This window comes from Streptomyces sp. NPDC002088 (assembly GCF_040296605.1).
Classification (GTDB): domain Bacteria; phylum Actinomycetota; class Actinomycetes; order Streptomycetales; family Streptomycetaceae; genus Streptomyces.
Genome location: NZ_JBEOXO010000024.1, coordinates 101,512 through 125,956, shown reverse-complemented (window position 1 = coordinate 125,956; position 24,445 = coordinate 101,512). Strand labels below are relative to the sequence as shown.

At 69.6% G+C, this 24,445-nt stretch carries 18 protein-coding genes and 2 pseudogenes; 11 read left to right on the top strand and 9 right to left on the bottom strand.

What is annotated here, in order from left to right; genetic code table 11:
• Nucleotides 1-9: 9 nt before the first annotated feature.
• Nucleotides 10-2,523 carry a DEAD/DEAH box helicase gene (locus tag ABT114_RS37940; protein ID WP_351148068.1) on the bottom strand — a complete coding sequence of 838 codons (2,514 nt, stop codon included), beginning with the start codon at nt 2,521-2,523 and terminating at the stop codon, nt 10-12.
• A gap of 145 nt (nt 2,524-2,668) precedes the next feature.
• Here ABT114_RS37940 and ABT114_RS37935 point away from each other — a divergent pair, with 145 nt between their 5' ends.
• Nucleotides 2,669-3,463, top strand: a complete 795-nt coding sequence (locus ABT114_RS37935; RefSeq protein ID WP_351148065.1) for a metal-dependent hydrolase — start codon at nt 2,669-2,671, stop codon at nt 3,461-3,463.
• Nucleotides 3,464-3,519: 56 nt separating this feature from the next.
• On the opposite strand, the gene ABT114_RS37930 is transcribed toward ABT114_RS37935, so the two are convergent.
• From ABT114_RS37930 to ABT114_RS37915, 4 genes are all read right to left on the bottom strand, one after another.
• Nucleotides 3,520-3,795: a type B 50S ribosomal protein L31 gene (locus tag ABT114_RS37930; RefSeq protein WP_351148062.1), complete on the bottom strand. Its 276-nt coding sequence runs from the start codon at nt 3,793-3,795 to the stop codon at nt 3,520-3,522.
• Between the two features lie 51 nt (nt 3,796-3,846).
• The gene (locus ABT114_RS37925) at nt 3,847-4,317 is read right to left on the bottom strand and encodes a DUF5709 domain-containing protein (RefSeq protein WP_351148060.1); all 471 of its coding nucleotides are present in this window, start codon (nt 4,315-4,317) and stop codon (nt 3,847-3,849) included.
• A gap of 668 nt (nt 4,318-4,985) precedes the next feature.
• Nucleotides 4,986-6,767 (bottom strand): ABC transporter ATP-binding protein, encoded by a 1,782-nt coding sequence (locus ABT114_RS37920; RefSeq protein WP_351148057.1) that lies wholly within the window; start codon nt 6,765-6,767, stop codon nt 4,986-4,988.
• The gene (locus tag ABT114_RS37915) at nt 6,764-8,632 is read right to left on the bottom strand and encodes an ABC transporter ATP-binding protein (protein ID WP_351148054.1); all 1,869 of its coding nucleotides are present in this window, start codon (nt 8,630-8,632) and stop codon (nt 6,764-6,766) included. The genes ABT114_RS37920 and ABT114_RS37915 overlap by 4 nt, the downstream gene beginning before the upstream one ends.
• A gap of 242 nt (nt 8,633-8,874) precedes the next feature.
• On the opposite strand from ABT114_RS37915, the gene ABT114_RS37910 reads away from it, so the two are divergent.
• From ABT114_RS37910 to ABT114_RS37900, 3 genes are all read left to right on the top strand, one after another.
• Nucleotides 8,875-9,651: a L,D-transpeptidase family protein gene (locus tag ABT114_RS37910; RefSeq protein WP_351148051.1), complete on the top strand. Its 777-nt coding sequence runs from the start codon at nt 8,875-8,877 to the stop codon at nt 9,649-9,651.
• 158 nt (nt 9,652-9,809) lie between these two features.
• On the top strand, nt 9,810-11,432 hold the full coding sequence (locus ABT114_RS37905; RefSeq protein ID WP_351148048.1) for a peptide-N4-asparagine amidase: 1,623 nt from the start codon (nt 9,810-9,812) through the stop codon (nt 11,430-11,432).
• Nucleotides 11,433-11,612: 180 nt separating this feature from the next.
• Complete coding sequence (locus ABT114_RS37900) at nt 11,613-13,052, top strand: cation:dicarboxylate symporter family transporter (protein WP_351148045.1); 1,440 nt, start codon at nt 11,613-11,615, stop codon at nt 13,050-13,052.
• A 27-nt stretch (nt 13,053-13,079) separates the two neighbouring features.
• Here the strand turns inward: ABT114_RS37900 and ABT114_RS37895 are convergent, their stop codons facing one another.
• Nucleotides 13,080-13,586 carry a MarR family winged helix-turn-helix transcriptional regulator gene (locus ABT114_RS37895; protein ID WP_351148042.1) on the bottom strand — a complete coding sequence of 169 codons (507 nt, stop codon included), beginning with the start codon at nt 13,584-13,586 and terminating at the stop codon, nt 13,080-13,082.
• Between the two features lie 93 nt (nt 13,587-13,679).
• Here ABT114_RS37895 and ABT114_RS37890 point away from each other — a divergent pair, with 93 nt between their 5' ends.
• Nucleotides 13,680-15,482, top strand: a complete 1,803-nt coding sequence (locus tag ABT114_RS37890; protein ID WP_351148039.1) for an ABC transporter ATP-binding protein — start codon at nt 13,680-13,682, stop codon at nt 15,480-15,482.
• A gap of 43 nt (nt 15,483-15,525) precedes the next feature.
• Nucleotides 15,526-16,416 (top strand): endolytic transglycosylase MltG, encoded by an 891-nt coding sequence (gene mltG / locus ABT114_RS37885; protein WP_351148036.1) that lies wholly within the window; start codon nt 15,526-15,528, stop codon nt 16,414-16,416.
• 12 nt (nt 16,417-16,428) lie between these two features.
• Here the strand turns inward: mltG and ABT114_RS37880 are convergent, their stop codons facing one another.
• The 3 genes and pseudogenes from ABT114_RS37880 to ABT114_RS37870 all read right to left on the bottom strand — a co-directional run.
• A complete protein-coding gene (locus ABT114_RS37880; RefSeq protein WP_351148033.1) occupies nt 16,429-17,505 on the bottom strand; it encodes an NAD(P)-binding domain-containing protein in 1,077 nt (358 codons plus the stop codon).
• A 90-nt stretch (nt 17,506-17,595) separates the two neighbouring features.
• Nucleotides 17,596-18,166: pseudogene (locus ABT114_RS37875) on the bottom strand (ABC transporter substrate-binding protein); the annotation flags it as partial.
• Nucleotides 18,156-18,449: pseudogene (locus ABT114_RS37870) on the bottom strand (ABC transporter permease); the annotation flags it as partial. The pseudogenes ABT114_RS37870 and ABT114_RS37875, both read right to left, overlap by 11 nt.
• 19 nt (nt 18,450-18,468) lie before the next feature.
• Between ABT114_RS37870 and ABT114_RS37865 the strand changes: the two are divergent.
• The 5 genes from ABT114_RS37865 to ABT114_RS37840 all read left to right on the top strand — a co-directional run bounded on the left by ABT114_RS37865 (nt 18,469) and on the right by ABT114_RS37840 (nt 24,320).
• A complete protein-coding gene (locus ABT114_RS37865) occupies nt 18,469-18,894 on the top strand; it encodes a secondary thiamine-phosphate synthase enzyme YjbQ (RefSeq protein WP_351148031.1) in 426 nt (141 codons plus the stop codon).
• 462 nt (nt 18,895-19,356) lie between these two features.
• A complete protein-coding gene (locus ABT114_RS37860) occupies nt 19,357-20,028 on the top strand; it encodes a helix-turn-helix domain-containing protein (RefSeq protein WP_502988458.1) in 672 nt (223 codons plus the stop codon).
• 261 nt (nt 20,029-20,289) lie between these two features.
• Entirely contained in the window at nt 20,290-20,526 is a 237-nt protein-coding gene (locus tag ABT114_RS37850) for a hypothetical protein (protein ID WP_351148219.1), read from the top strand.
• A 412-nt stretch (nt 20,527-20,938) separates the two neighbouring features.
• A complete protein-coding gene (locus ABT114_RS37845; RefSeq protein WP_351148028.1) occupies nt 20,939-22,582 on the top strand; it encodes a glycoside hydrolase family 43 protein in 1,644 nt (547 codons plus the stop codon).
• A gap of 208 nt (nt 22,583-22,790) precedes the next feature.
• Entirely contained in the window at nt 22,791-24,320 is a 1,530-nt protein-coding gene (locus ABT114_RS37840; RefSeq protein WP_351148025.1) for a non-reducing end alpha-L-arabinofuranosidase family hydrolase, read from the top strand.
• The last annotated feature ends 125 nt before the right edge of the window (nt 24,321-24,445 follow it).

Below are 24,445 nucleotides of genomic sequence, written 5' to 3'. Positions count from 1 at the left end.
CTCCTTGGCTCACAGCTGGCCGACGTCGGTGACGCGGACGACAGCGCGGCCCTCGGCGTCCGAGGCCGCGAGATCGATCTCAGCGCTGACGCCCCAGTCGTGATCGCCGTTGGGGTCGTCGAAGATCTGCCGGACGCGCCACAGGCCGTGCTGTGGCTCCTCCTCGATCAGGAGCAGCTTGGGGCCGCGGGCGTTCGGGCCCGTGCCGAGCTCCTCGTACTCGTCCCAGTACTTGTCCATGGCGTCGCCCCAGGCCTGGGCGTCCCAGCCGGACTCGGCGTCCATCTCGCCCAGCTCCTCGACCTGGTCGAGAGCGGCGAGCTCGACGCGGCGGAACATGGCGTTGCGGACGAGGACACGGAAGGCACGCGCGTTGGCGGTGACGGGCTTGACCTGGTCGGCCCTCTCCTGTGCCTCCTCGGCGGTCATCTCCTCCGGGTTGGCCAGCTGCTCCCACTCGTCCAGCAGGCTGGAGTCGACCTGGCGCACCGTCTCGCCGAGCCAGGCGATCAGATCCTGAAGGTCTTCGGACTTCAGGTCGTCCGGGACGGTGTGCTCGAGGGCCTTGTAGGCGCTGGCCAGGTAGCGCAGCACGATGCCCTCGGTACGCGCCAGCTCGTAGTGGGAGACCAACTCCGTGAAGGACATGGCACGTTCGTACATGTCACGGATCACGGATTTCGGCGACAGCGGATGGTCGCCCACCCACGGGTGGCTCTTGCGGTAGGTGTTGTACGCGTGGAAGAGCAGCTCCTCCAGGGGCTTGGGGTAGCTGATGTCCTGGAGACGCTCCATGCGCTCCTCGTACTCGACGCCGTCCGCCTTCATCGCGGCAACGGCCTCGCCGCGCGCCTTGTTCTGCTGGGCGGCGAGAATCTGCCGCGGGTCGTCCAGTGTCGATTCCACGACGGACACCATGTCCAGCGCGTAGGACGGCGACTCCGGATCGAGGAGTTCGAACGCGGCCAGTGCGAACGTGGAGAGCGGCTGGTTGAGGGCGAAGTCCTGCTGGAGATCGACCGTGAGGCGCACGATGCGGCCGGTGGCGTCCGGCTCGTCGAGCTTCTCGACGATGCCGCCGTCCAGCAGGGAGCGGTAGATGGCGATCGCGCGCCGGATGTGCCTGATCTGCTGCTTGCGCGGCTCGTGGTTGTCCTCCAGCAGCCGGCGCATCGCCTCGAAGGCGTTGCCTGGCCGGGCGATCACCGACAGCAGCATCGTGTGCGTCACCCGGAAGCGGGACGTCAGCGGTTCCGGGTCGGAGGTGATGAGCTTGTCGAAGGTGGTCTCGGCCCACGCGACGAAGCCCTCGGGCGCCTTCTTGCGGACCACCTTCCGGCGCTTCTTGGGATCGTCGCCGGCCTTGGCGAGCGCCTTCTCGTTCTCGATGACGTGCTCGGGCGCCTGCGCGACGACGAAGCCCGCCGTGTCGAAGCCGGCCCGCCCGGCGCGGCCCGCGATCTGGTGGAACTCACGCGCGCGCAGGGTGCGCACACGGTTGCCGTCGTACTTGGTCAAAGCCGTGAACAGCACCGTGCGGATGGGCACGTTGACGCCGACGCCGAGCGTGTCCGTGCCGCAGATGACCTTCAGCAGACCAGCCTGGGCGAGCTTCTCCACCAGGCGCCGGTACTTGGGCAGCATGCCGGCATGGTGGACACCGATGCCGTGCCGCACGTAACGGGAGAGGTTGCGGCCGAACTTGGTGGTGAAGCGGAAGTTGCCGATCAGCTCGGCGATCTGCTCCTTCTCCTCCCGCGTGCACATGTTGATGCTCATCAGCGCCTGCGCGCGTTCCACGGCCTGCGCCTGCGTGAAGTGCACGATGTAGACGGGTGCCTGCTTGGTCTCCAGCAGGTCGGTGAGCGTCTCCGTGAGCGGCGTGAACCGGTACTCGTAGGACAGCGGCACGGGGCGGTTCGCCGAGCGGACCACCGAGGTGGGGCGGCCGGTGCGCCGGGTGAGGTCCTTCTCGAAGAAGGAGACGTCGCCGAGCGTGGCCGACATCAGGACGAACTGCGCCTGCGGCAGTTCGAGCAGGGGGATCTGCCAGGCCCAGCCGCGGTCCCCCTCCGCGTAGAAGTGGAACTCGTCCATGACGACCTGGCCGACGTCGGCGTCCTTGCCGTCGCGCAGCGCGATCGACGCCAGCACCTCGGCCGTGCAGCAGATCACGGGCGCGTCGGAATTGACGGACGCGTCGCCGGTGAGCATGCCGACGTTCTCAGTGCCGAAGATCTTGCACAGCTCGAAGAACTTCTCGGAGACCAGCGCCTTGATCGGGGCGGTGTAGAAGGTGACCTCGTCCCGGGCGAGCGCCGCGAAGTGAGCGCCCGCCGCGATCATGCTCTTGCCGGAGCCGGTGGGCGTCGAGACGATCACGTTGGCGCCGGAGACCACCTCGATCAGCGCCTCCTCCTGGTGGGGGTAGAGCGTGAGACCGCGCTCCTGGGCCCACGACTCGAAGGCTTCGTAGAGGGCGTCGGGGTCTGGGGTCGGCGGCAGCTGATCGATGAGGGTCACGCACCCATCTTGCCTGGCCTTGGACCCGATGCGGGAATCGGATGCGAGTCCGAAGATCACGACCGCTACGCTGTGTCGCCGACGGAGCGTCAACGCACCCGGTCAACTGGACAGCGGCACACGAGGAATGGGGCGGGCAACGACCATGATGGGACCAGCACACTCACTGTCGGGCGCCGCAGCCTGGCTCGGCGTCGGGGCGGCGACCGCCGCGGCCGGGCATCCGATGCCCTGGCCGGTCCTGCTCTCCGGCGCTCTGATCTGCGCCGGCGCCGCGCTCGCCCCGGACCTCGACCACAAGGCCGCCACCATCTCCCGGGCGTTCGGCCCGGTCTCGCGCTGGCTCTGCGAGATCGTCGACAAGCTCTCGTACGCCGCCTACAAGGCCACGAAGAAGCAGGGCGACCCGCGTCGCTCCGGTGGACATCGCACGCTCACGCACACCTGGCTGTGGGCGGTCCTGATCGGCGCGGGCACCTCGGCTGTGGCGATCACCGGTGGCCGCTGGGCAGTGCTGGCGATCCTCTTCGTGCACATGGTGCTGGCCATCGAGGGCCTGCTGTGGCGGGCGGCCCGCGGTTCCAGCAGCGACGTTCTGGTGTGGCTGCTGGCCGCGACCAGCGCGTGGATCCTCGCCGGTGTCCTGGACAAGCCGGGCAACGGCTCGGACTGGCTGTTCACGGCGCCGGGCCAGGAGTACCTGTGGCTGGGACTGCCGATCGTGCTCGGCGCCCTGGTGCACGACATCGGGGACGCCCTGACCGTCTCCGGCTGCCCGATCCTGTGGCCGATCCCGTTGGGCCGCAAGCGCTGGTACCCGCTCGGGCCGCCGAAGGCGATGCGATTCCGGGCCGGCAGCTGGGTCGAGCTCAGGGTGCTGATGCCGGTGTTCATGCTGCTCGGCGGAGTGGGTGGCGCCGCGGCGCTCAACTTCATCTGAGGGGCGTTGATCGTCCGACGGAGTCAGCCGGCGGCGTCGGCTGCGCCGGTGGCTGCTCAGGTTGCCCCGCCGCCGGAGCCCTGCCCGCCCTCACCGCCGTAGCGACGCTCGAACCGGGCGATGCGGCCTTCGGAGTCCACTGTCCGTGCCTTGCCCGTGTAGAACGGGTGGCTTTCCGAGGAGATCTCCACGTCGACGACCGGGTAGGTCTCACCGTCGTCCCATTCGACGGTCTGGTCGCTGGTAGCGGTGGAACGGGTGAGAAAGGCGTAGCCGGCGGCGCGGTCGCGGAAGACGACGGGGTGGTAGTCGGGCTGCTTGTCCTGCTGCATGACTGCTCCTCGTGCGGCGGTGGGGAATCCGGCAGGCCGGGGGCGGCGGGCTCAGCCGGACAGGGTGTCCTCGTCGACGATGTGCATCGCCGCCTCTTCGGCGGAGGCGGCCGCACCGTCGATGCCCACGTCCGTGGCGACCAGTGCGCTCTCCTCGTCCTCGTGCGCGCCCTCGTCGGGAGCCACGAGCCGGCCGGAGCGGAGGTCGCCGACCTCGTTGTCCAGGGCCTCCCCGTCGGTGCCCTCGCAGTCGCCGATGCCGTCGCCGTCGGGGACCTCGAGATCCGGCACCTCTTCCGCCAGGCGCTGGTCGAGGGTCTCGCCCCGATGCCGCTCCTCGGCCGTGACATCGGCGCGCTCCACCGCCCATGGTCGGTCCGGAGGGGACCAGCCTCGGTCGAGGGGATCACCGACGCCGTCGTTCTCCAGCGTGTCTTCCACGTCGAGGAGCCCCGCGTCAGCCTGGATCTCGGATCCGTCGGGCTGGTAGACGTCGTCTCCCCATCCGTCGGCGCTGTTCACGGGTACCTCCAGGTGGTGGGAACGGGCCCGCTCGCACCGCGGTCGGCCACGGGCCGCCGCCGCACGGGGCGCAGGCTGCACGCGGCACGCCCCGGTGGATTCCCGGGCGCTTCCCGAACCTGTGCCGCTTTCCAGCGTTCCACCCGGGTTCGGGACTGCGCAACGCCAGACGGCGAGGAGAAGCCCGTTACCGGAACTGGCCCCGATTTCCACTGCCCCCGTTGCCACTGCCCCCGCGCGAGCCGCACCCGGACTCCCGGCCGCCCCCGAGCGGACAGGCCCGGTGGTCCACTCCGCCCGGAGCGGCGGCCGGCCCCGCACGGCCGCCCACGGCTGACGTCGGACCCTGGTCAGCCGTGCACCCGATCCGCGCCGAGCCCCGGTCGCCGGCCTGCCGCCGGGCGCCGTTCCACGCCGGGAGCCGGGAGCCAGGAGCCGGCCTGTCGACGGGCGTCGTTCCATGCCGAGAGCCGGTTGCCGGCCTGTCGACGGGCGCCGTTCCATGCTGGGTCCGGCTGACCGACCCGACGATCCTTCCCGCTTCAGGCACAGGGCCCTCATGGCCCGCCGCGGTCAGTCGTCCGGCAAAGGCGGCCCTGACACGATGTCCGAACCCTGTCAGCCGCCCTGCGACCACCCGTACCCCGTACCCCGTACCCCCACCACCGTCAGTCGTGCCAGGACCGCCACAGAGCCGCGTACGCGCCGTCCGCTGTGACGAGCTCGTCGTGGCTGCCCAGCTCGCTGATGCGGCCGTTCTCCACGACGGCGATGACGTCCGCGTCGTGGGCGGTGTGCAGACGGTGGGCGATGGCGATCACCGTACGGCCGTCGAGGACGCGGGCCAGGGAGCGCTCCAGGTGGCGTGCGGCCCGCGGGTCGAGCAGCGAGGTCGCCTCGTCCAGCACCAGTGTGTGCGGGTCGGCCAGCACCAGCCGGGCCAGCGCGATCTGCTGGGCCTGGGCCGGGGTGAGCGTGAGACCGCCCGAGCCGACCTCGGTGTCCAGGCCGTCGTCGAACGCACGCGCCCAGCTGTCGGCGTCGACCGCGCCCAGTGCGGCCCACAGCTCGGCGTCGGCCGCGTGGGTACGGGCGAGCAGGAGGTTGTCGCGCAGGGAACCCACGAACACGTGGTGCTCCTGATTGACGAGGGCCACGTGCGAGCGCACCCGCTCGGCGGGCATCCGGGACAGCTCGGCGCCCCCGAGGGCGATTCGGCCTTCCCGGGGCGCGTAGATGCCGGCGAGCAGCCTGCCCAGCGTGGACTTGCCCGCGCCCGACGGGCCGACCAGCGCCAGCCGGGTGCCGGGCGCGACCGCCAGCGACACGTCGCGCAGCACGTCGACGCCCGCGCGGTAGCCGAAGTGCACCCGCTCCGCGTGGACGTCGCGTCCGTCGGGGGACACCGACTCCTCTCCGGCGTCGGGCTCGATGTCCCGGACCCCGACCAGCCGGGCCAGCGACACCTGGGCCACCTGCAGCTCGTCGTACCAGCGCAGGATCAGGTTCACCGGATCGACCAGCATCTGGGCGATCAGCGCACCTGTGGTCAGCTGACCGACACCGATCCAGCCGTGCAGGACGAACACCCCGCCGATCATCAGGACGGAGGTGAGCACGGTCACATGGGTGACGGTGATGACCGGGAAGAGCACCGACCGCAGCCAGAGCGTGTAGCGCTCCCAGGCCGTCCACTCCTTGACCCGGCGCTCCGACTGCTCGACGCGGCGGATCCCGAGCCGGTGCGCCTCGATGGTGTGCCCCGCGTCCACGGTCTCGGCGAGGGCGGCGGCGACGGCGGCGTACCCGGCGGCTTCGGAGCGGTAGGCGGAAGGCGCCCGTTTGAAGTACCAGCGGCAGCCGAACACCAGCAGTGGTGCGGCGACCAGCACGGCTGGGGCCAGGGGCGGCGCGGTGATGACGAGCCCGCCGAGCAGCAGCGCCACCCACATCACGCCGATCGCGAGCTGCGGCACAGCCTCGCGCATGGCGTTGCCCAACCGGTCGATGTCAGTGGTGATCCGCGAGAGCAGGTCGCCCGTGCCGGCCCGCTCCAGGACGCCCGGCGGCAGCCCGACCGCCCGCACGAGGAAGTCCTCGCGCAGGTCGGCCAGCATCCGCTCGCCGAGCATCGCGCCCCGCAGGCGCACCTGCCGCACGAACACGGCCTGGACGAGCAGTGCGATCAAGAACAGGGCGGCGGTGCGCTCCAGATGGAGCTCCTGCGCCCGGTCCGACACTCTCTCGACGAGGCTGCCCAGCAGCCACGGGCCCACCATCGAGGTGACCACGGCGACCGTGTTGACCGTGATGAGCAGCAGCAGGGCACGGCGGTGCCGGCGGAACAGTTCGGCCACGTAGGCGCGTACGGTCGCGGGGGCGCCGACAGGCAGGGTGTTTGCCGTCGTCGGGGCCGCTGGGTCGTAGGCCGGTGGCGCCACGCCGATCATGCGGTCTCCTCGATCTCTTCCAGGGCGCCCCGGAAGGCACCTTCGTCTTCGGATCCGGCCGATGCGGTCGATGGGGCTGACACGGCCGACATGGCTTCCGGCACGGCCTCTGATCCGGCGCCGAAGGCTCGCTCCTCGTCCGTCTCCCGCGTCACGACCGCCCGGTACCGGGGCTCCGTGTGCACCAGCTCCCGGTGTACGCCGACCGCCGCGACCTCGCCCTCGTGTACGAGGACGACCCGGTCAGCGCGGTCCAGGAGCAGCGGTGAGGAGGTGAACACCACCGTCGTGCGGCCCGCCCGCAACCGGCGCACGCCCTCCGCGATCCGTGCCTCGGTGTGCGAGTCGACGGCGGAGGTCGGCTCGTCCAGGACGAGGACCCCCGGGTCCGTGATCAGCGACCGGGCGAGCGCGAGGCGCTGGCGCTGGCCGCCCGACAGGGAACGCCCGCGTTCGGTGATGCGGGCGTCCATCGGGTCCTCGGCGTCGAACGAGCCCTGGACGAGGGCCTCCAGGACGTCCCCGCACTGTGCGGCTGCCAGCGCCTCGCGCGGGTCGACGTCACCCGAGGCGGGTACGTCGAGCAGTTCGCGCAGTGAGCCGGAGAGAAGTACGGGGTCCTTGTCCTGGACGAGGACGGCCGTCCGTGCGGTGTCGAGGGGCAGTTCGTCCAGGGGCACACCGTCCAGCAGGACGGAGGTGCCTGCTTCCGCCGGGTGCCCGCCGAGCCGTTCCGCCAGCCGTCCCGCCGCGTCCGGGTCGCCGCAGACCACCGCCGTGAGCCGGCCGGCGGGTGCGAGCAGACCGGTGTCCGGGTCGTACAGGTCGCCGGAGGGTACGTCGGCCGCGCGCGAGCCCCCGGTGTCGGTGATCCGCTCCAGCGACAGCACGCCGGCGGCTCGCCGGGCGGAGGGCCGTGAGAAGGAGTACGCCATGGCGATCTCCTCGAAGTGCCGCAGCGGATAGGTGAGCACCATGACCGAGCTGTAGACCGCGACCAGTTCACCGACGGTGATCCGGCCCTGGCGGGCCAGGTGGACGCCGTAACAGACGACGGCGATCAGCAGCAGACCCGGTAGCAGTACCTGGATCGCCGAGATCAGGGACCACATCCGGGCGCTGCGCACGGCTGCGTGGCGGACTTCCTGCGATGCGCGGCGGTAGCGGTCGAGGAACAGTTCCTCGCCGCCGATACCACGCAGCACGCGCAGGCCGGCGACGGTGTCGGAGGCCAGTTCGGTGGCGCGTCCGGCCTTCTCGCGCTGGAAGTCGGCCCGTCGGGTGGCGCGGGGCAGCAGTGGCAGCACGGCGAGCGCCAGTACAGGCAGCCCCACGGCGACGACCAGACCGAGCGCGGGCTGGTAGACGACCAGGCCCACGCAGACCAGCACGACGGTGAGTGCGGCCGCGGTGAACCGGGACACGGACTCCACGAACCAGCCGATCTTCTCGACGTCACCGGTGGAGACGGCCACGACTTCCCCGGCCGCGACCCGCCGGGTCAGCGCGGAGCCCAACTGCGCGGCCTTGCGGGCCAGGAGCTGCTGCACGCGGGCTGCCGCCGTGATCCAGTTGGTGACCGCGGCCCGGTGGAGGAACGTGTCGCCGACGGCGATGCCGACGCAGCACAGGGCCATCAGTCCGCCGGCGAGGGCGAGCCGGGTGCCGGAGCGGTCCACGACGGCCTGGACGGCGTAGCCGACGCAGAACGGCTGGGCCGAGACGGACACGAAGTGCAGCAGTCCCCAGGCCAGCGCCCGGAACTGACCGCCCAGCTGGTTCCGGCCGAGCCACCACAGGAACCGGGGCCCCGAACGTGCGTCCGGCACACCCGGGTCGGGATACGGAAGGTCTTGAATCTGCATGACGTCCCAGTGGCTCGTGTCAGGGGATGGAGGGAAGGGGGGAGGGAAGGAAACCGAAGGAACCGCGAGGCGCGGCAGCAAACCGTGCAAGGTTCGCGTCGGAGCGTGGTCAAAATCAACCCGTTTTTCCGGGGCGCCGCACAGATCCGGCTACCGACGGCGAGCGATCCGGATCGGCCGGGCATGGCCTGGATGTACACAACCCGACGCAAGCGTCCGGAATGTGATGCGAGGATGGGGCGATGCAAAGTGGCGGTGCACGGCGTGCGCGGGTCCTGACGGCGGCCCGCCGTCACCTCTCGGCGACCCTGGCGACCCTGGCCCTCCTGGCAACCGTGGCGGCACTGTCCGGCTGCAGCGGTCCGGGTGGGGGACACGGTGGCGAGGCGGGATCCGCCGCCGAGGCGGACCGTACCCGCTCGAGTGTCGTGGACCCGACCCGCATCCCGGACGTCGCAGAGCGCCTTCAGCGGCGGATCCCCGCCGAGTCCCGCCAGGTCGTGGCGGTGTACGGGGACGGCAGGGACTCCGCCGACTCCACGGTCGTGCTCTACACGAAGCGCGGCTCCACCTGGGACCGCACCCGCAGTTGGCCCGCGCACAACGGCAAGAAGGGCTGGACCACCGACCACCGCGAGGGGGACAAGCGCAGCCCCATCGGCGTGTTCACGCTCACCGACGCCGGCGGGGTCCTCGCGGACCCCGGTGCCGTACTCCCGTACACCCGGTCCGCCGACTTCGCGGCCCCCCGCTGGTGGGCCAGGTCGCACTGGCACGACTTCGACTACGTCATCGCCATCGACTACAACCGCGTCAAGGGCACCCCGCCGAACGACCCGACCCGCCCCGAGGGTGATGCCAAGGGCGGCAGTATCTGGCTGCACATGGACCACGGCAGCGGTACGTCGGCCTGCGTCAGCCTGTCCAAAACGGCCATGGAGTACCTGCTGCGCACGCTCGACCCGAACCGGCATCCTGTGGTGGTGATGGGAGACAGGGCCGACCTCGAGGCCTACTAGTACCCGTGGAGGGCCAGTAGGCACGGAGGTCCAGAGCGCATGGAGGTCCCGTACGCATGGGGGTCCCGTACGCATGGGGGTCCCGTACGCATGGGGGTCCCGTACGCATGGGGGAGGCCTCATTGCGGCGGCGGCCAACTCCCCGTAGAACACCGGCCATGAGAAGTCGGATCATCATGTCCATGCTCACCGGAGCGGCCCTCCTGCTGAGCGCCTTCATCGGGGCGGGGCCTGCGCAGGCCGCGGCTGCCCCCTCCCCGTCCGCCGATGTCCCCGCCGAGTTCGGCACCGACTGGCACGACCCGCTCACCGCCGCCCCGCCCGTGGCCAAGCCGGACGCCAAGTCCTGCCAAGTCACCGTCGCCGAGGCGCAGTTCCGTGACTTCACGCCGTACAAGGGCACCTACGCACCCCCGGACGGCTGCGGCGACCGTTGGAGCAAGGTCGTGCTGCGGCTCGACGGCAAGGTCAAGGGGCGGCAGTTCGACCGGCTCGGCTATCTGCACGTCGGCGGTGTGGAAATCTTCCGTACGTCGACACCGGAGCCGTCGCCCGACGGCATCGAGTGGTCCGTGGAGAAGGACGTCACGCGCTACAGCGACACGTTCCGTCGCGGCCAGGAAGTCGAGATGCTCATCGGGAACGTCGTCGACGACACGTACACCGGCGTCATCGATGTCAAGGTCACACTCACCTTCTACGAGTCCGACGAGGGTGGACGGGCCGCGACGCCCGACCGCGTGCTGACCCTCACCGACGGCGCCACCCTCACCACCCCGCGCAACAGCGAACGCATCGTCGCCGAGGTGTACGCCACCGGCTCCGGCGGCGGCTGCGAGGAATACTGGTACCTGACCGTGCCTGACGCGGCGCCCTACTCCTGCAAGGCGGACCAGGGTCCCTACCGCGAGGTCCAGATCAAGGTCGACGGCCAACTCGCCGGAATCGCCACGCCGTTCCCGACCGTGTGGACGGGCGGCTGGTCCAACCCCTTCCTCTGGTACGTCGTTCCGGGACCGCGCGCCTTCGACATCAAGCCGATCGAATACGACCTGACCCCCTTCGCCGGGATCCTCAACGACGGCCGCCCGCACCACGTCGAGGTCTCCGTCGTCGGTGTGCCCGCGGGGCAGGCCGGCTGGAGCACCCCCGTGAACGTGCTCGTCTGGCAGGACGCGCGGCGCGCGCACGTCACCGGCGAACTCACCGTGCACAAGTCCGACGACCTCGCCAACTCCTCGACATACGCGCCCGGTTCGGAGCACCGGGTGGACACCGAGGGCGGGCACCGGCTCACCGTCGCCGGGTACGTCGACACCTCGCACGGCCGGGTCACGACCACCGTGAACCGCTCGCTGGCGAACACCTCCGCGCACCGCTGGACCGACGGTGAGAACACCGATGGCCTGGACGCCACCTGGACCGACGACGAGTCGGTGACCGTCGACGGACGCGGACCGGCCCGCACGACGCGCACGCACCGGACGTACGCGATGGACGGCACGACCACGATCGGCGGGGACGATCGGCTGCGCACCGTGCTGACGCTGGGCGACCGTGCCGCGGTCGTCGAGACGCGCGGCGGCCGGCGCACGGCATGGTCGCGGCTCGACGACACCTACACGGGTGACGCCACGTTCACCGTCAACGTGCCGCGCGACCAGCGGCACGCGGTCGCTACGACGGGTGAGCACTACCGGTGGTACGGCTCGGACGGTTGCTACGACCGTTCCCTGACCACCGTTCAGGGGGTGCTCACGGAGGACCGGGGCGGCTGCTGAGGCCAGTTGTGTGCGATGCGTCACTCGGGGCGTGATTTACACGGCTGCAACGCGGCGGCCTCTTGCGGGAGAAACGGCACCTCCAAGGTGATCATCGCGGAAGCCGCTTTCCGCATTGCAGAAGTCCAGTCGGTCCCCTCCGGGCTTCTGTGCTCCCCCCCGTCCCCCCAAGGAGTGCCCGTGCCGCCGTCCGTCCCGTCCCTGCCGCGACGCGTCGCACGCATACTGCGTACCTCACTCTTCGCGCAGGTCGCCTGCGCGCTCGTGCTCGGAGTCGTCGTCGGAAAGCTGTGGCCCGACGTGGCCACCGATCTCCAGCCCCTCGGCGACGGTTTCACCCGGCTCATCAAGACGATCATCTCGCCGCTCGTGTTCTGTGTGGTCGTCGTCGGCATCGCCAAGGCCGGTGACCTGAAGGCGTTCGGCCGGATCGGGCTCAAGGCCCTGATCTGGTTCGAGGTCGCCTCCACGGCCGCCCTGCTCATCGGTCTGGTCGCTGCCAACGTTGTCCAGCCCGGCTCGGGGATGAACGTCGACCCTGCCACGCTCGACGCCTCCGCGGTCGACGCGAAGACGGGCGGGGGCTCACTGCCCTCGACGACCGAGTTCATCGTGAACGCGCTGCCCACCAGTTTCATCGGCGCCTTCGCCGAGAACTCCCTGCTCCAGGTGCTCATCCTGGCCTGCCTGGTGGGCGCGGCACTGCTGCACCTCGGGCACACCAGGGTGCCGCAGGTCCTGCCCGCCGTCGAACAGGCCCAGGAGATCGTCTTCGCGGTCGTCGGCTTCGTCATGCGACTGGCCCCGCTCGCCGTGTTCGGCGCGATGGCCGTCCTGGTCGGCCAGTACGGGCTCGGCGTGATGAAGACCTACGCCAAGCTGATCATCCTGTGCTACATGGCGGCGGCGCTCTTCGTCGCCCTGCTCGCCGTCGCCCTCAAGATGGTCACCGGGCTCAGCCTCTGGAAGTTCCTCCGCTACATCCGTGAGGAGATGCTCCTCGCGCTCGGCACCGCCTCCACCGAGTCCGTCATGCCGCGCGTGATGCAGAAGCTGCGCAGGGCCGGCGCCCGCGACGATGCCGTCGGCCTGGTGCTGCCCACGGGGTACTCCTTCAATCTGGACGGCGCCTCGCTCTACCTGTCCATCGGCACACTGTTCATCGCCCAGGCCGTGGGCGTCGACCTGAGCCTGGGCCAGCAGATCACCGTGATCCTGGTGCTCATGCTCACCAGCAAGGGCATGGCCGGCATCCCCGGTTCGGCCTTCCTCGCCCTGTCCGCGACCGCCTCCTCGCTGGGGGCCGTCCCGGCCGGCGCCGTCGCCCTGCTGCTCGGTGTGGACCGCATCATGGACTCGATGCGCGTCGTCACCAACCTGCTCGGCAACTGCGTCGCCGTCTTCGCCGTCTCCCGCTGGGAGGGTGCGCTGGACACGGAGCGGGCGAAGAAGGTGCTGGACGGCGAGGCCCTCGACGCGGTCACCGAGTCCGAGGTCCTGAAGGCCGACGCGCCCGAGGTCCTGAAGGCCGACGCGCCCGAGGTCCCCCAGGCCGACGCGTTCGAACCCGCGGCTGTCCCGGCCCAGCCGGCCGAGGAGTCTGCCTCCGACGTCAGCTGACCCCACCGCCCGGACGGGCCGCGCGCTTCAACTCCGTACCTCTGGATTCGAAGCGCGCGGCCCGTCCGCATGAGTGCGTCCTCCGTGCCGGTGCTCCCGCCCGGGCATCCCGCCCACCAGCGTGTCCAGCAGCCCGCCCAGAACCTCCCGCTGCTCGCCCGACAGCGGGCCCAGGATCTCCTTCGCCGCGGACGTACGCGCGCCGCGCAGCTCCCGCAGCGCCTCGAGTCCGTCGTCCGTGAGCTCGATGCGGATCACCCGGCGGTTGGTCGGGTCGGGGACCCGGCGCACCTTGCCGTTCGCCTCCAGGCCGTCGACCAGGGTCGTGACCGCCCGGGGCACCACGTCCAGACGCTCGGCGAGATCGGCCATGCGCGGCGGTGAGGCGCAGTGCGCGAGGATCCGCAGCAGCCGGGACTGGGCCGGTGTGACGCCCAGGTCCCGCTCCTCCAGATGGCGCTTCTGGATGCGGTGCACATGCCGGGTCAGCAGCACCAGTTGCTCGGCGAGCCGGTCGGCGTCGGGGGTGGTCATGCGGGAACAATATCAGGACCAGGCTCATTGTGAGTATAGGTAACAATGAGCTATGCTCCGTGAACCCTTTCCGTCTCACCATCCGTAGGAGCCATGCCCCGAGACGACATCAACTGGACCCCGTCCCCCGGCACCTCGACCGACCAGCCTCGGCAGGTGCGCCGCATCCTGAAACTCTTCAAGCCCTACCGCGGCCGACTCGCGATCGTCGGTCTGCTGGTGGGAGCCGCGTCCCTGGTCACCGTCGCGACCCCCTTCCTGCTCAAGGAGACGCTGGACGTCGCGATCCCGCAGGGCCGCACCGGCCTGCTGAGCCTGCTCGCGCTCGGCATGATCCTCAGCGCCGTCCTCACCAGCGTCTTCGGCGTCCTGCAGACCCTGATCTCCACAACCGTCGGCCAGCGCGTCATGCACGACTTGCGCACCGCCGTCTACGGCCGCCTGCAGCGCATGTCGCTCGCCTTCTTCACCCGCACCCGAACGGGCGAGGTGCAGTCCCGCATCGCCAACGACATCGGCGGCATGCAGGCCACCGTCACCTCCACCGCGACCTCCCTGGTCTCCAACCTCACCAGCGTGGTCGCCACGATCGTCGCGATGATCGCCCTCGACTGGCGGCTGACCGTCGTCTCGCTGCTCCTGCTGCCGGTCTTCGTGTGGATCAGCCGCCGCGTCGGCAACGAACGCAAGAAGATCACCACCCAGCGCCAGAAGCAGATGGCCGCGATGGCGGCGACCGTCACCGAGTCGCTCTCCGTCAGCGGCATCCTGCTCGGCCGCACCATGGGCCGCTCCGACTCGCTCACCCGGTCCTTCTCCGAGGAGTCCGAGCAACTGGTCGACCTCGAAGTACGCTCGAGCATGGCCGGCCGCTGGCGGATGGCCGTGATCACGATCGTCATGGCCGCCATGCCCGCCGTCATCTACTGGACCGCGGGTCTCGCCCTCCAGGCGGGCGGCCCCGATGTCTCGATCGGCACCATCGTCGCCTTCGTCTCGCTCCAGCAGGGCCTGTTCCGCCCGGCCGTGAGCCTCCTGTCGACCGGCGTCCAGATCCAGACCTCGCTCGCGCTGTTCCAGCGCATCTTCGAGTACCTCGACCTGCCCATCGACATCACCGAGCGCGAGGAGCCCGTCCACCTCGACCGCATCAAGGGCGAGGTCCGCTTCGAGGACGTCACCTTCGGCTACGACGGCAAGGGGGGCCCGGTCCTCGACGGCATCGACATCACCGTCCCCGCGGGGAGCAGCCTCGCGCTCGTCGGCGCGACCGGCGCGGGCAAGTCCACGCTCGGCTATCTGGTGCCACGCCTGTACGACGTCACGGGCGGCCGCGTCACCCTCGACGGCGTCGACGTCCGTGACCTGGACTTCGACACCCTCGCCCGGGCGGTCGGCGTCGTCTCGCAGGAGACGTACCTCTTCCACGCCTCGGTCGCCGAGAACCTGCGCTTCGCCAAGCCCGACGCCACCGACGAGGAGCTGTACGCGGCAGCCGGGGCGGCCCAGATCCACGGCCACATCGCGTCCCTGCCCGACGGCTACGACACAGTCGTCGGCGAGCGCGGCCACCGCTTCTCGGGCGGTGAGAAACAGCGCCTGGCGATCGCTCGCACGATCCTGCGCGATCCGCCGGTGCTGATCCTCGACGAGGCGACCAGCGCCCTGGACACCCGCACCGAACACGCCGTCCAGGAGGCCATCGACGCCCTGTCCGCCAACCGCACGACGCTCACCATCGCGCACCGGCTGTCCACCATTCGGGGTGCCGACCAGATCGTGGTCCTGGACTCCGGACGTGCGGTCGAGCGGGGCACGCACGAGGAGCTGTTGGAGCGGGACGGGCGATATGCGGCCCTCGTACGCCGGGACGCCCAACTGGAGCCGACAAGCTGAAGATATGCCGGGTTTGTGACGGTGTACGGGTTACCGTGCCCGCATGCAGATGAACACTCCGCCACGGAGCACGATTCGACTGACGCGCCGGGGCCGTCTCGCCCTCATCGCGACGGGGGCCGTCGTGGCCGGCACCGCCGTGGCGGTGCCGCTGCTGAGCCTGGACGACGACGAGCCCGCCAGGCCCGCCTCGCTGGTGATCCCGGAGGGCTGGCGGGCGAGCCAGGTCTACGACGCCGTGGACAAGGCCCTCGAACTGCCCGCCGGTGCCACCAGACAGTCGCTCGCGAGGGCCGGCCTCAAGCTGCCGAACGACGCCGAGGGCAATCCTGAGGGCTATCTGTTCCCGGCGACGTATCCGCTGGCCGAGAAGGCCACCCCCGAGTCGCTGCTGTCGGCCATGGTCGACACCGCAAACCGTAACTTCAACAAGGTGCCCATCGCGTCCGGCGCGCAGCGCAACGCTATGAACGTCTACCAGGCGGTCACCATCGCCAGCATCATCCAGGCCGAGGCCGCCACGAAGGCCGACATGGGCAAGGTGGCCCGGGTCGTCTTCAACCGGCTGGGGCGCGGCATGCCCCTCCAGATGGACTCCACCATCAACTACGCGCTCAACCGCTCCACCCTGCGTACCACGGCCGACGACACCCGGATCGAGAGCCCCTACAACTCCTACCAGCGCATGGGTCTGCCGCCCACGCCGATCGACAACCCCGGCGAGGAGGCGATGAAGGCGGCGATCAACCCGACGCCGGGCGACTGGCTGTACTTCGTCACCGTCAAGCCGGGCGACACCCGGTTCACAGCCGACTATCAGCAGCACCTGCGCAACGTCGCCGAGTTCAACGCCCTGCAGAAGAGCGCGAGCCCGCAGCCCATGACTGCGAGCTCGCAGCCCACGACTACGAGCCCGCAGCCCACGACCAAGTGAGCGGGCGGGACGTCAGGCGGCGACCGGTTCTCCCGCGAGCAGACGCCTGATGTCCCGTACCGCCGCACGTCCGGCCCGGTTGGCGCCGATCGTGCTCGCCGACGGGCCGTAGCCGACGAGGTGGATGCGCGGGTCGGCGACCGCGCGCGTCCCGTCGACGCGGATCCCGCCGCCCGGCTCGCGCAGCCGCAGTGGTGCCAGATGGTCGACGGCGGGCCGGAAGCCGGTCGCCCACAGGATGACGTCGGCGGTCACGCGCCGCCCGTCCTTCCACTCCACCCCGTCCGGGGTGATCCGGTCGAACATCGGCAACCGGTCCAGGACGCCGTCCGCCAGCCCCTGCCTGATCGCGTCGTTGAGGGGCAGGCCGGTGACGGAGACGACACTCCTCGGCGGCAACCCCTGCCGCACCCGCTCCTCCACCAGCGCCACGGCGGCCCGGCCCGCGTCCTCGTCGAAGGGGCCCTCACGGAAGACGGGCGGCCGCCGGGTGACCCAGGTGGTCGCGGCCGCGTACGGGGCGATCTCCAGCAGGTGCTGGGTACCGGACGCCCCGCCGCCCACGACGACCACCCGCTGCCCGGTGAACTCCTCGGGCCCGGGATACCGCGCGGTGTGCAACTGCCGTCCGAGGAAGGTCTCCTGGCCGGGGTAGCGCGGCCAGAACGGCCGGTCCCAGGTGCCGGTCGCGTTGATCAGCGCGCGAGCCGACCACACACCGTCGGACGTCTCCACGAGCAGCCGGTCACCGGAGGCCTCGCGCACGGCCCGTACGTCGACCGGGCGCCGCACCCGCAGGTCGAAGGTGCGCTCGTACCGGTCGAAGTACTCGGTGATCACCTCGGAGGAGGGCCGCGCGGAATCGGCGTCCGTCAGCTCCATCCCGGGCAGCGCATGCATCCCGTGCACCTTGCCGTACGTCAGCGAGGGCCACCGGAACTGCCAGGCGCCGCCCGGGCCGGGGGAGTGGTCGAGAACCACGAAGTCGCGCTCCGGGAGGAATCCGGTGCGCCGCAGGTGGTAGGCGCTGGACAGGCCGGCCTGACCAGCGCCCAGGACGACTACCTCGACCTCGCGCGTATTGTTCACGCTTCCACTAACAGGGGTTCGGTCGTGGATCTTCCCCCGAGGAGTGGGGAGGTGACGTCGCTCACGAGCCCGTGGAGGCGAGGGCCGTCGTGTCGTCCATGCCGGCAGGTCGTCGTTGTACCGCGCGTTCACGAAGCCGGCGAAGTCGACCTTCAGCGGGATGAGTGCGAGCTCGATGCAGGGCTCGGTGAGCTGTCGGCGATCTCCTGCCCGGAGGCGATGAGCGGCTTGTCGACCGCGACGGCCACCCGGTGGAGTTGGTGCGATTCACCGAGGCCGGAGCCACTTCGCAGGGCAGCCCGGTGTCCTTCGCCCAGACCTTGGCCGACTCCTCCTGGTGGTCGTGGACCCACGCCGTGGCCCGGCGCAGCCGCTCCAGGAGTCCTTGACGGCGGCGGCCTTCTAGGTGCCCTTTTAGCGCGACGGGCGCCGCCACCTGAAAGGTGAGCCCGTTGGTGACGTCGTCGCAGGTCGTCAGGACACGGCCCTGCTCGGCCTGGAGCACCTGTGAGGTGTACGGGTCCCACACCGCCCACGTGTCGACCTTGCCGGAGGCGAACGTGGCGAGCGCGTCCGCCGCCTGGAGGTACTTGACCTTGACGTCGCTCAGGCTCAGCGCCGCCCGCTTCAGGGAGGTGATCAGCTGGTAGTGCGCGGACGTTGAGGCAGAGCGGGAGTGTCACGCCGAGCGTGATGATCGCGACCTTCGGAGTCTCGTCGATGCCGAACCAGATGATGAACAGCGGAACGAGACCCGCGAAGGGCACGATGCGCAGCATCTGGACGGGGGGCGTCCACGAGGTCCTCGCCGATCCTGAGCCGATCCTGAACAGACCGGAGACGAGGGCGCGTCCGGTACCGATGACCGTGCCGGGCAGCAGTCCGGCCGCGACGCGCTGGAGCGAGGTCGCGGGGCGGGCGCCAGCCGCCTGCGGAATCGGGCCCATGGGTGAGGATGGGGGTATGTCAGACGCCTTCACCACCCGAGTCCTGCACGTCGCCTCCGGCTCCGAAGAGCGGGTCGTCGACCTCACCCGTGACTGCGAGGCATTCCTGCGGGAGGCGGCCGGCGGCCGTGACGGCCTCCTGAACGTCTTCGTCCCTCACGCCACCGCGGGCATCGCGATCATCGAAACGGGCGCGGGCAGCGACGACGACCTCCTCGCCGCCCTCCACACCCTCCTCCCCGCCGACGACCGTTGGCAGCACCGCCACGGCAGCCCCGGCCACGGCCGCGACCACGTCCTCCCGGCGCTCGTCCCGCCCCACGCGACGCTGCCGGTGCTGGGCGGGAGGCTGGAGTTGGGGACGTGGCAGTCGGTGTGCCTGGTGGACACAAACAGGAGCAACACCAACCGTCAGGTTCGGTTGAGCTTCTTCGGCCAGTGAGTCGCTTCGGTGGGACTGCAGAGGGAAAGTCCGGCCGCACCAACTGAGCAGCGCGCCCAGTTGCCATATGGGCGTGCGAAGCCTGCCAGCAGGTTCTCCGTCTGCTGGTGGTACAGCGCCTGTAGGTGTTTGACCAGTGTGAATGTGTCAAAGGTGAGCGAGTCGAGGGGCTCTGGCCCGCGTATGGTCCGGATCTTGATCGTGGGGTGACGCAGCCGCTGGCAAGGCGGGGCGTCCTTCGACGTGGGGCGTGATCTCCCGGCGGTCGCCAACTTGACCGGCGATTTCAGTCGGTGACGTACCTGCGGTGGTAGCCGGCATGTGGCAGCTGCCACTCGCCAGGGTCCTTGCCGGCCCTGGACCGGTTGCTGGTCGTGGACACGGTGCTCAAGTCGCGGGGGACCGTCCAGGTCGTTCGCGTACGACTTGCTTTCCTCGGAGTCCATTGGGGGCGCCGGAGGTGTGGACTTCGGCAAGCGGCAGGAGTTGGTCGGCATCGAGCCTGGTGTGGGCCCCTCATGGTCCGGCATCCTTCCGTCTCGCAGCCGACAGCTTCCAGGTGTATCGAGTTTGCGTGCTGTCGAGTGTGAGGTGGGGGCGTCCGTAACCGTCGGTGAATGGCGTTGTCGGCTCTCGCATGCCGGAACTTCCCGGTGTTCTGCTTCGGGACGCCGCACGGCCGGGCGCGCGGGGCGACCGATCGTCTGTTCGCTATGGAGCCTGGCAGCACCGGAGTTGGGGAAGTGGGTTGTCAGTGAGGCTGGCATCGCTTGGGGGCGGTGTGGAGGAAAGGCGTTCAATGCGTCCGTGGGGCGGTTGATCCGTGAGGCCAGGACCCGGGCGGCGCTGACCCAGGAACTGCTCGGGAGGCGGTCCGGGCTCTCGCGCGGGTCGATCACGAACATCGAAGGTGGGACACAGGCGCCCTCGCTGTACCGTCTTGTGCGCATCGCGGCAGTGCTGGGAGCGCAGCCGGCCGATCTGCTTCCGCAGCTTCTTCCGGAGGAGGCCACAGGTCTCCCCGCCCGGCGTGTGGCCGATGTCGCCTCGGTGTGGTCCGAGGTCGAGAAGTTGGAGGGGGCAGCACACGGGCCCGTCGTCGGTCGATCGGGGCCGGCTCTAAGCACCACGTGATCACCGACGGGCACGGCACCTGGCTCGCGGTCCTGCTGCCGGGCGGCACCGCAACGATGTCACCCAGCTGCTGCCTCGGCCGGGCACCGTCGACACGGCCGGCGCCATCCAGCGGCAGTTCAGGGCCCGACCACAGCGTGCTGATCACAGGGTCCAGCTGATCACGAGATCGCCCGGACCGGACGGCCTGATTGAGGTCCGGTCTCACGATCACCCGAACGCCGGGGCCGCCCTGGCTCCGGCCCGGAGGCCGTCGTCTGCGTGGGCGAGGCGCAGGACCTGGATGAAGTGGCGCCGTGCGGCCTGGTGTTCACCGTCGGCCGTTCCTGTTCGTCGGCGACGGGCTTCATCTCCGTGCGGGACGCTGCGTCCCGCACGGACCAGGGCGCGGCAGCGTCCGCCGAAGCGGTCCTCCCGCGAAAGGTGGTGCGCGGCCGCCTTCGGCAGCGGACGACCGTAGTGGGCGATCTGACGTCCCCGCCGAACCACGACAAGTGAAGGCCACCAAGACCGGCCAAGCTCGAAACGATCGTTGAACCGATCGAATGAGTCGCTGTGAATCCACAGCAGTCGGCTCGAGCGGTGACGCAGCAGCCAACTGTTCCATGGCAAGAGCAGTGCGCCGTTCGTTACGGGCAACGATTGTCGGACGCCGTCCTGTATGCGCCTCACCTGCAGGGTGGATGAAGCTTCCCAGGAGCTGACCGAACGGCGGGGCGATATTTCAACCATCACCCTGCGAGCGAAACATTTCGACACACTGATCGAATGATGCAGGGGGGTTGACGGGCTCCAGGTGTCACACACCATCCTTGTCGTCCGAACTGCCGTTACGCGTTCGAAACATCGAACACGCAGCCCTCGGGGCCCTCGTTTCCGTCCGGCCCGGGATGTCGCAAGGAGTATCGACATGTCATGGACGCGTCATTCTGTGAACCGTCGTGCCGTACTCGCGACGGGCACCGGTCTGCTGGCGGGAAGCGTCCTGCCCGTCGCTACGGCCGGACAGGCGTCCGCCGCACAGCTCGCGACGTCTTCCTCGGACCTGGCCGCGACCTACGTCAACCCCGTCCTCTGGCAGGACTTCGCGGACATCGACATCATCCGCGTGGGCGACACGTACTACTGCTCGGCTTCGACCATGCACTACTCGCCCGGCGCGCCGATCCTGCGCTCGTACAACCTGATCGACTGGGAGATCGCCGGCCACTCGGTGCCCGTACTGGACTTCGGTGCGAAGTACGACCTCAACGGCGCCCGCGGATACGTCCGGGGCATCTGGGCGTCGTCACTGGCGTACCGCCCGTCCAACAGAACGTTCTACTGGGTGGGCCAGATCGACTTCGCCAAGACCTACCTGTACACAGCCTCCTCCGTCGAAGGACCCTGGAGCCGGCTGACCGCGCTCGACACCGCCTACTACGACGCGGGGATGCTCGTCGACACCGACGACACCCTGTACGTGGCGTACGGCAACACCGCCATCCACGTGGCCCAGCTCTCCGCGGACGGCCGCACCCAGGTCCGTACCCAGCAGGTGTTCAGCACACCGTCGAGCATCGGCACCCTGGAAGGCTCACGCTTCTACAAGATCAACGGCAACTACTACATCTTCCTCACCCGCCCCGCCAACGGCCAGTACATCCTGAAGTCGACGAGCGGACCCTTCGGGCCCTACACGCTCCGGCAGGTCCTGCTCGACCTTCCCGGCCCGGTCACCGGCGGAGGAGTTCCCCACCAGGGCGGCCTCGTCCAGACGCAGAACGGGGCCTGGTACTACATGGCGTTCGTCGACGCCTACCCCGGTGGCCGCATCCCCGTCCTGGCCCCGGTCACCTGGACCTCCGACGGCTGGCCTGTCGTCCAGCTCGTCAACAGTGCGTGGGCCAGCTCGTATACGAGCCCCGTGGTTCCCACTCCGCCCCGCAGGGTCGAGCCGATGACGGGAGTCGACTACTTCACCGGAACATCCCTGGCACCCAAGTGGGAGTGGAACCACAACCCCGACAACAGCAAGTGGTCGGTGGGCAACGGTCTCACGCTGAGCACCGCGAGCGTCACCGGCGACCTGTACTGGGCCCGCAACACCCTCACTCACCGTATTCAGGGGCCCACCTCCACCGCGACGGCACTGCTGGAATACACGGGGATGTGGGACGGAGACCGGTCAGGCCTGGCGCTGCTGCGGGACTCCTCCGCCTGCATCGGCCTCATACGTGACAGCAGCACGAGCACTCGCCTGGTCATGGTCGACGGTCTGACCATGGACACCGGCTGGAACACCACGGGCACCGGCACCGTGAGGGCGAGCGCCAATGTCTCGGGCGGCCGCATCTGGCTCCGCGTGAACGCTGACATCACTCCTGGTGCGAACCGTACCGCCACGTTCTCCTACAGCACCGACGGCACCAACTTCACCTCATTCGGGCCCGCGTTCACCCTGAACAACGCCTGGCAGTTCTTCATGGGCTACCGCTTCGCCCTCTTCAACTTCGCCACTCAGGCACTCGGCGGCTCGGTCCGGGTCACGCGGTTCGAAGTAAGCACTCCCTGACCACCTCGTCGTCTTCGCACTCATCGAACGCGCCCGGCCCGCCACGCTCCGGACAGCGGCGTGAGATCCGGACAGCGGCGTGAGATCCGGACGCCGCTGCGCACCGTCGCACTCGCACGTGCTCGAACGGCGAATGCCCGACGGGACGTTCCCCGCACCCGCCTCGCGCCGCGAGACGGCAGAACCGCGAATTCAGGAGAGAAGACACATGGCTACAGGCAGGAACAAACACGAAGGCGCGCTGTGGCGCTGGCGACGAAGCGTGGTCGGGATCGCGGTGACGGCGCTGCTCGCCGGCTTGTGTCTCGCCCTCACCGCGACGCCGGCGTCAGCAGCCTCGGTCGACACCAGCGCCTGGTACGTCCTGGTCAACCGCACCAGCGGCAAGGCGCTGGACGTCACCAACCGGGACGCCGACAACGGGGTGGGGCTCCAGCAGTACACCCGCAACGACGGGGCCTGGCAGCAATGGCGCTTCGTCGACTCCGGAAGCGGTTACTACCGGCTGCGGTCCCGTTTCACCGGCAAGGTGCTCGACGTGCCCGCCCAGTCGACGGCCAACGGGGCCCGGATCCAGCAGTGGGACGATGCGAACGCGACCAACCAGCAGTTCAGCCTGGCGGACTCCGCCGGCGGGTACGTACGCCTGATCAACCGCAACAGCGCCAAGGCGGTCGAGGTAGCAGGCGCCTCCACGTCCGACGGGGCGGCCGTCGACCAGTACACCGACTATGACGGGACCGGCCAGCAGTGGCAGCTGGTGAAGGTCGCAACGGTTTCGACCTCACTGCCCTCCTCCTACTCGTGGGTGTCGACCGGGGTGTTGGCCGGCCCGCAGTCGAACTCGTCGCACAGTCTGGCGTCGATCAAGGACTACTCGGTCATCCGGTACAACGGCAAGTACCACGTCTACGCCACCACGGCGAGCACGTCCGGTGGCTGGAACCTGGAGTACTTCAGCTTCGACAAGTGGGCGAACGCCTCGTCGGCGACCCAGTACTACCTGGACTCCTCCGCCATCGGCACCGGCTACCGGGCGGCACCGCAGGTCTTCTACTTCGCCCCGCAGAACCTCTGGTACATGGTCTACCAGACCGGTCCGCCCACCTACTCCACGACGACCGACCCCACAAACCCCACCTCCTGGTCCACCCCCAAGACATTCATCTCTTCTGAACCCTCCGTGGTGACGCAGAACAAGGGCAACGGGGGCTGGATCGACTTCTGGACGACCTGCGACTCCGCGAACTGCTACCTGTTCTTCAGCGACGACAACGGCCACCTCTACCGCGCCCAGACCACGCTGGCGAACTTCCCCAACGGATTCGGCAGCACCACCATCGTCATGAGCGACTCCCAGTACAGCCTCTTCGAGGCCTCCAACGTCTACAAGGTGTCCGGCACCAACCAGTACCTGCTGCTGGTCGAAGCCATCGGTGCCAACGGCCGCTACTTCCGCTCCTGGACCTCCACCAGCCTGACCGGCACCTGGACCCCGCTGGCCTCCACCGAGAGCGCGCCCTTCGCCGGCAAGGCCAACGTCTCCTTCAACGGCACCGCCTGGACCAATGACATCAGCCACGGCGAAATGATCCGCTCAGGCAATGATCAGACGCTGACCATCGACCCCTGCCACCTGCAGTACGTCTACCAGGGACGCGACCCGAGCTCCAACGGTGACTACTCGCAACTGCCCTACCGGATGGGGCTGCTCACTCAGGCCAACTCCACCTGCTGACCGGAGACAGCGGTAGGGGCCCGTCGGTGCACCGGGCCGGGCGGAGCCGTCCGCCGGTGCACCGACGGGCCACCGCCGCCCGGTCACTCAGCCGCACACGCCGACCCGCCTCCCCGCGACGTCCG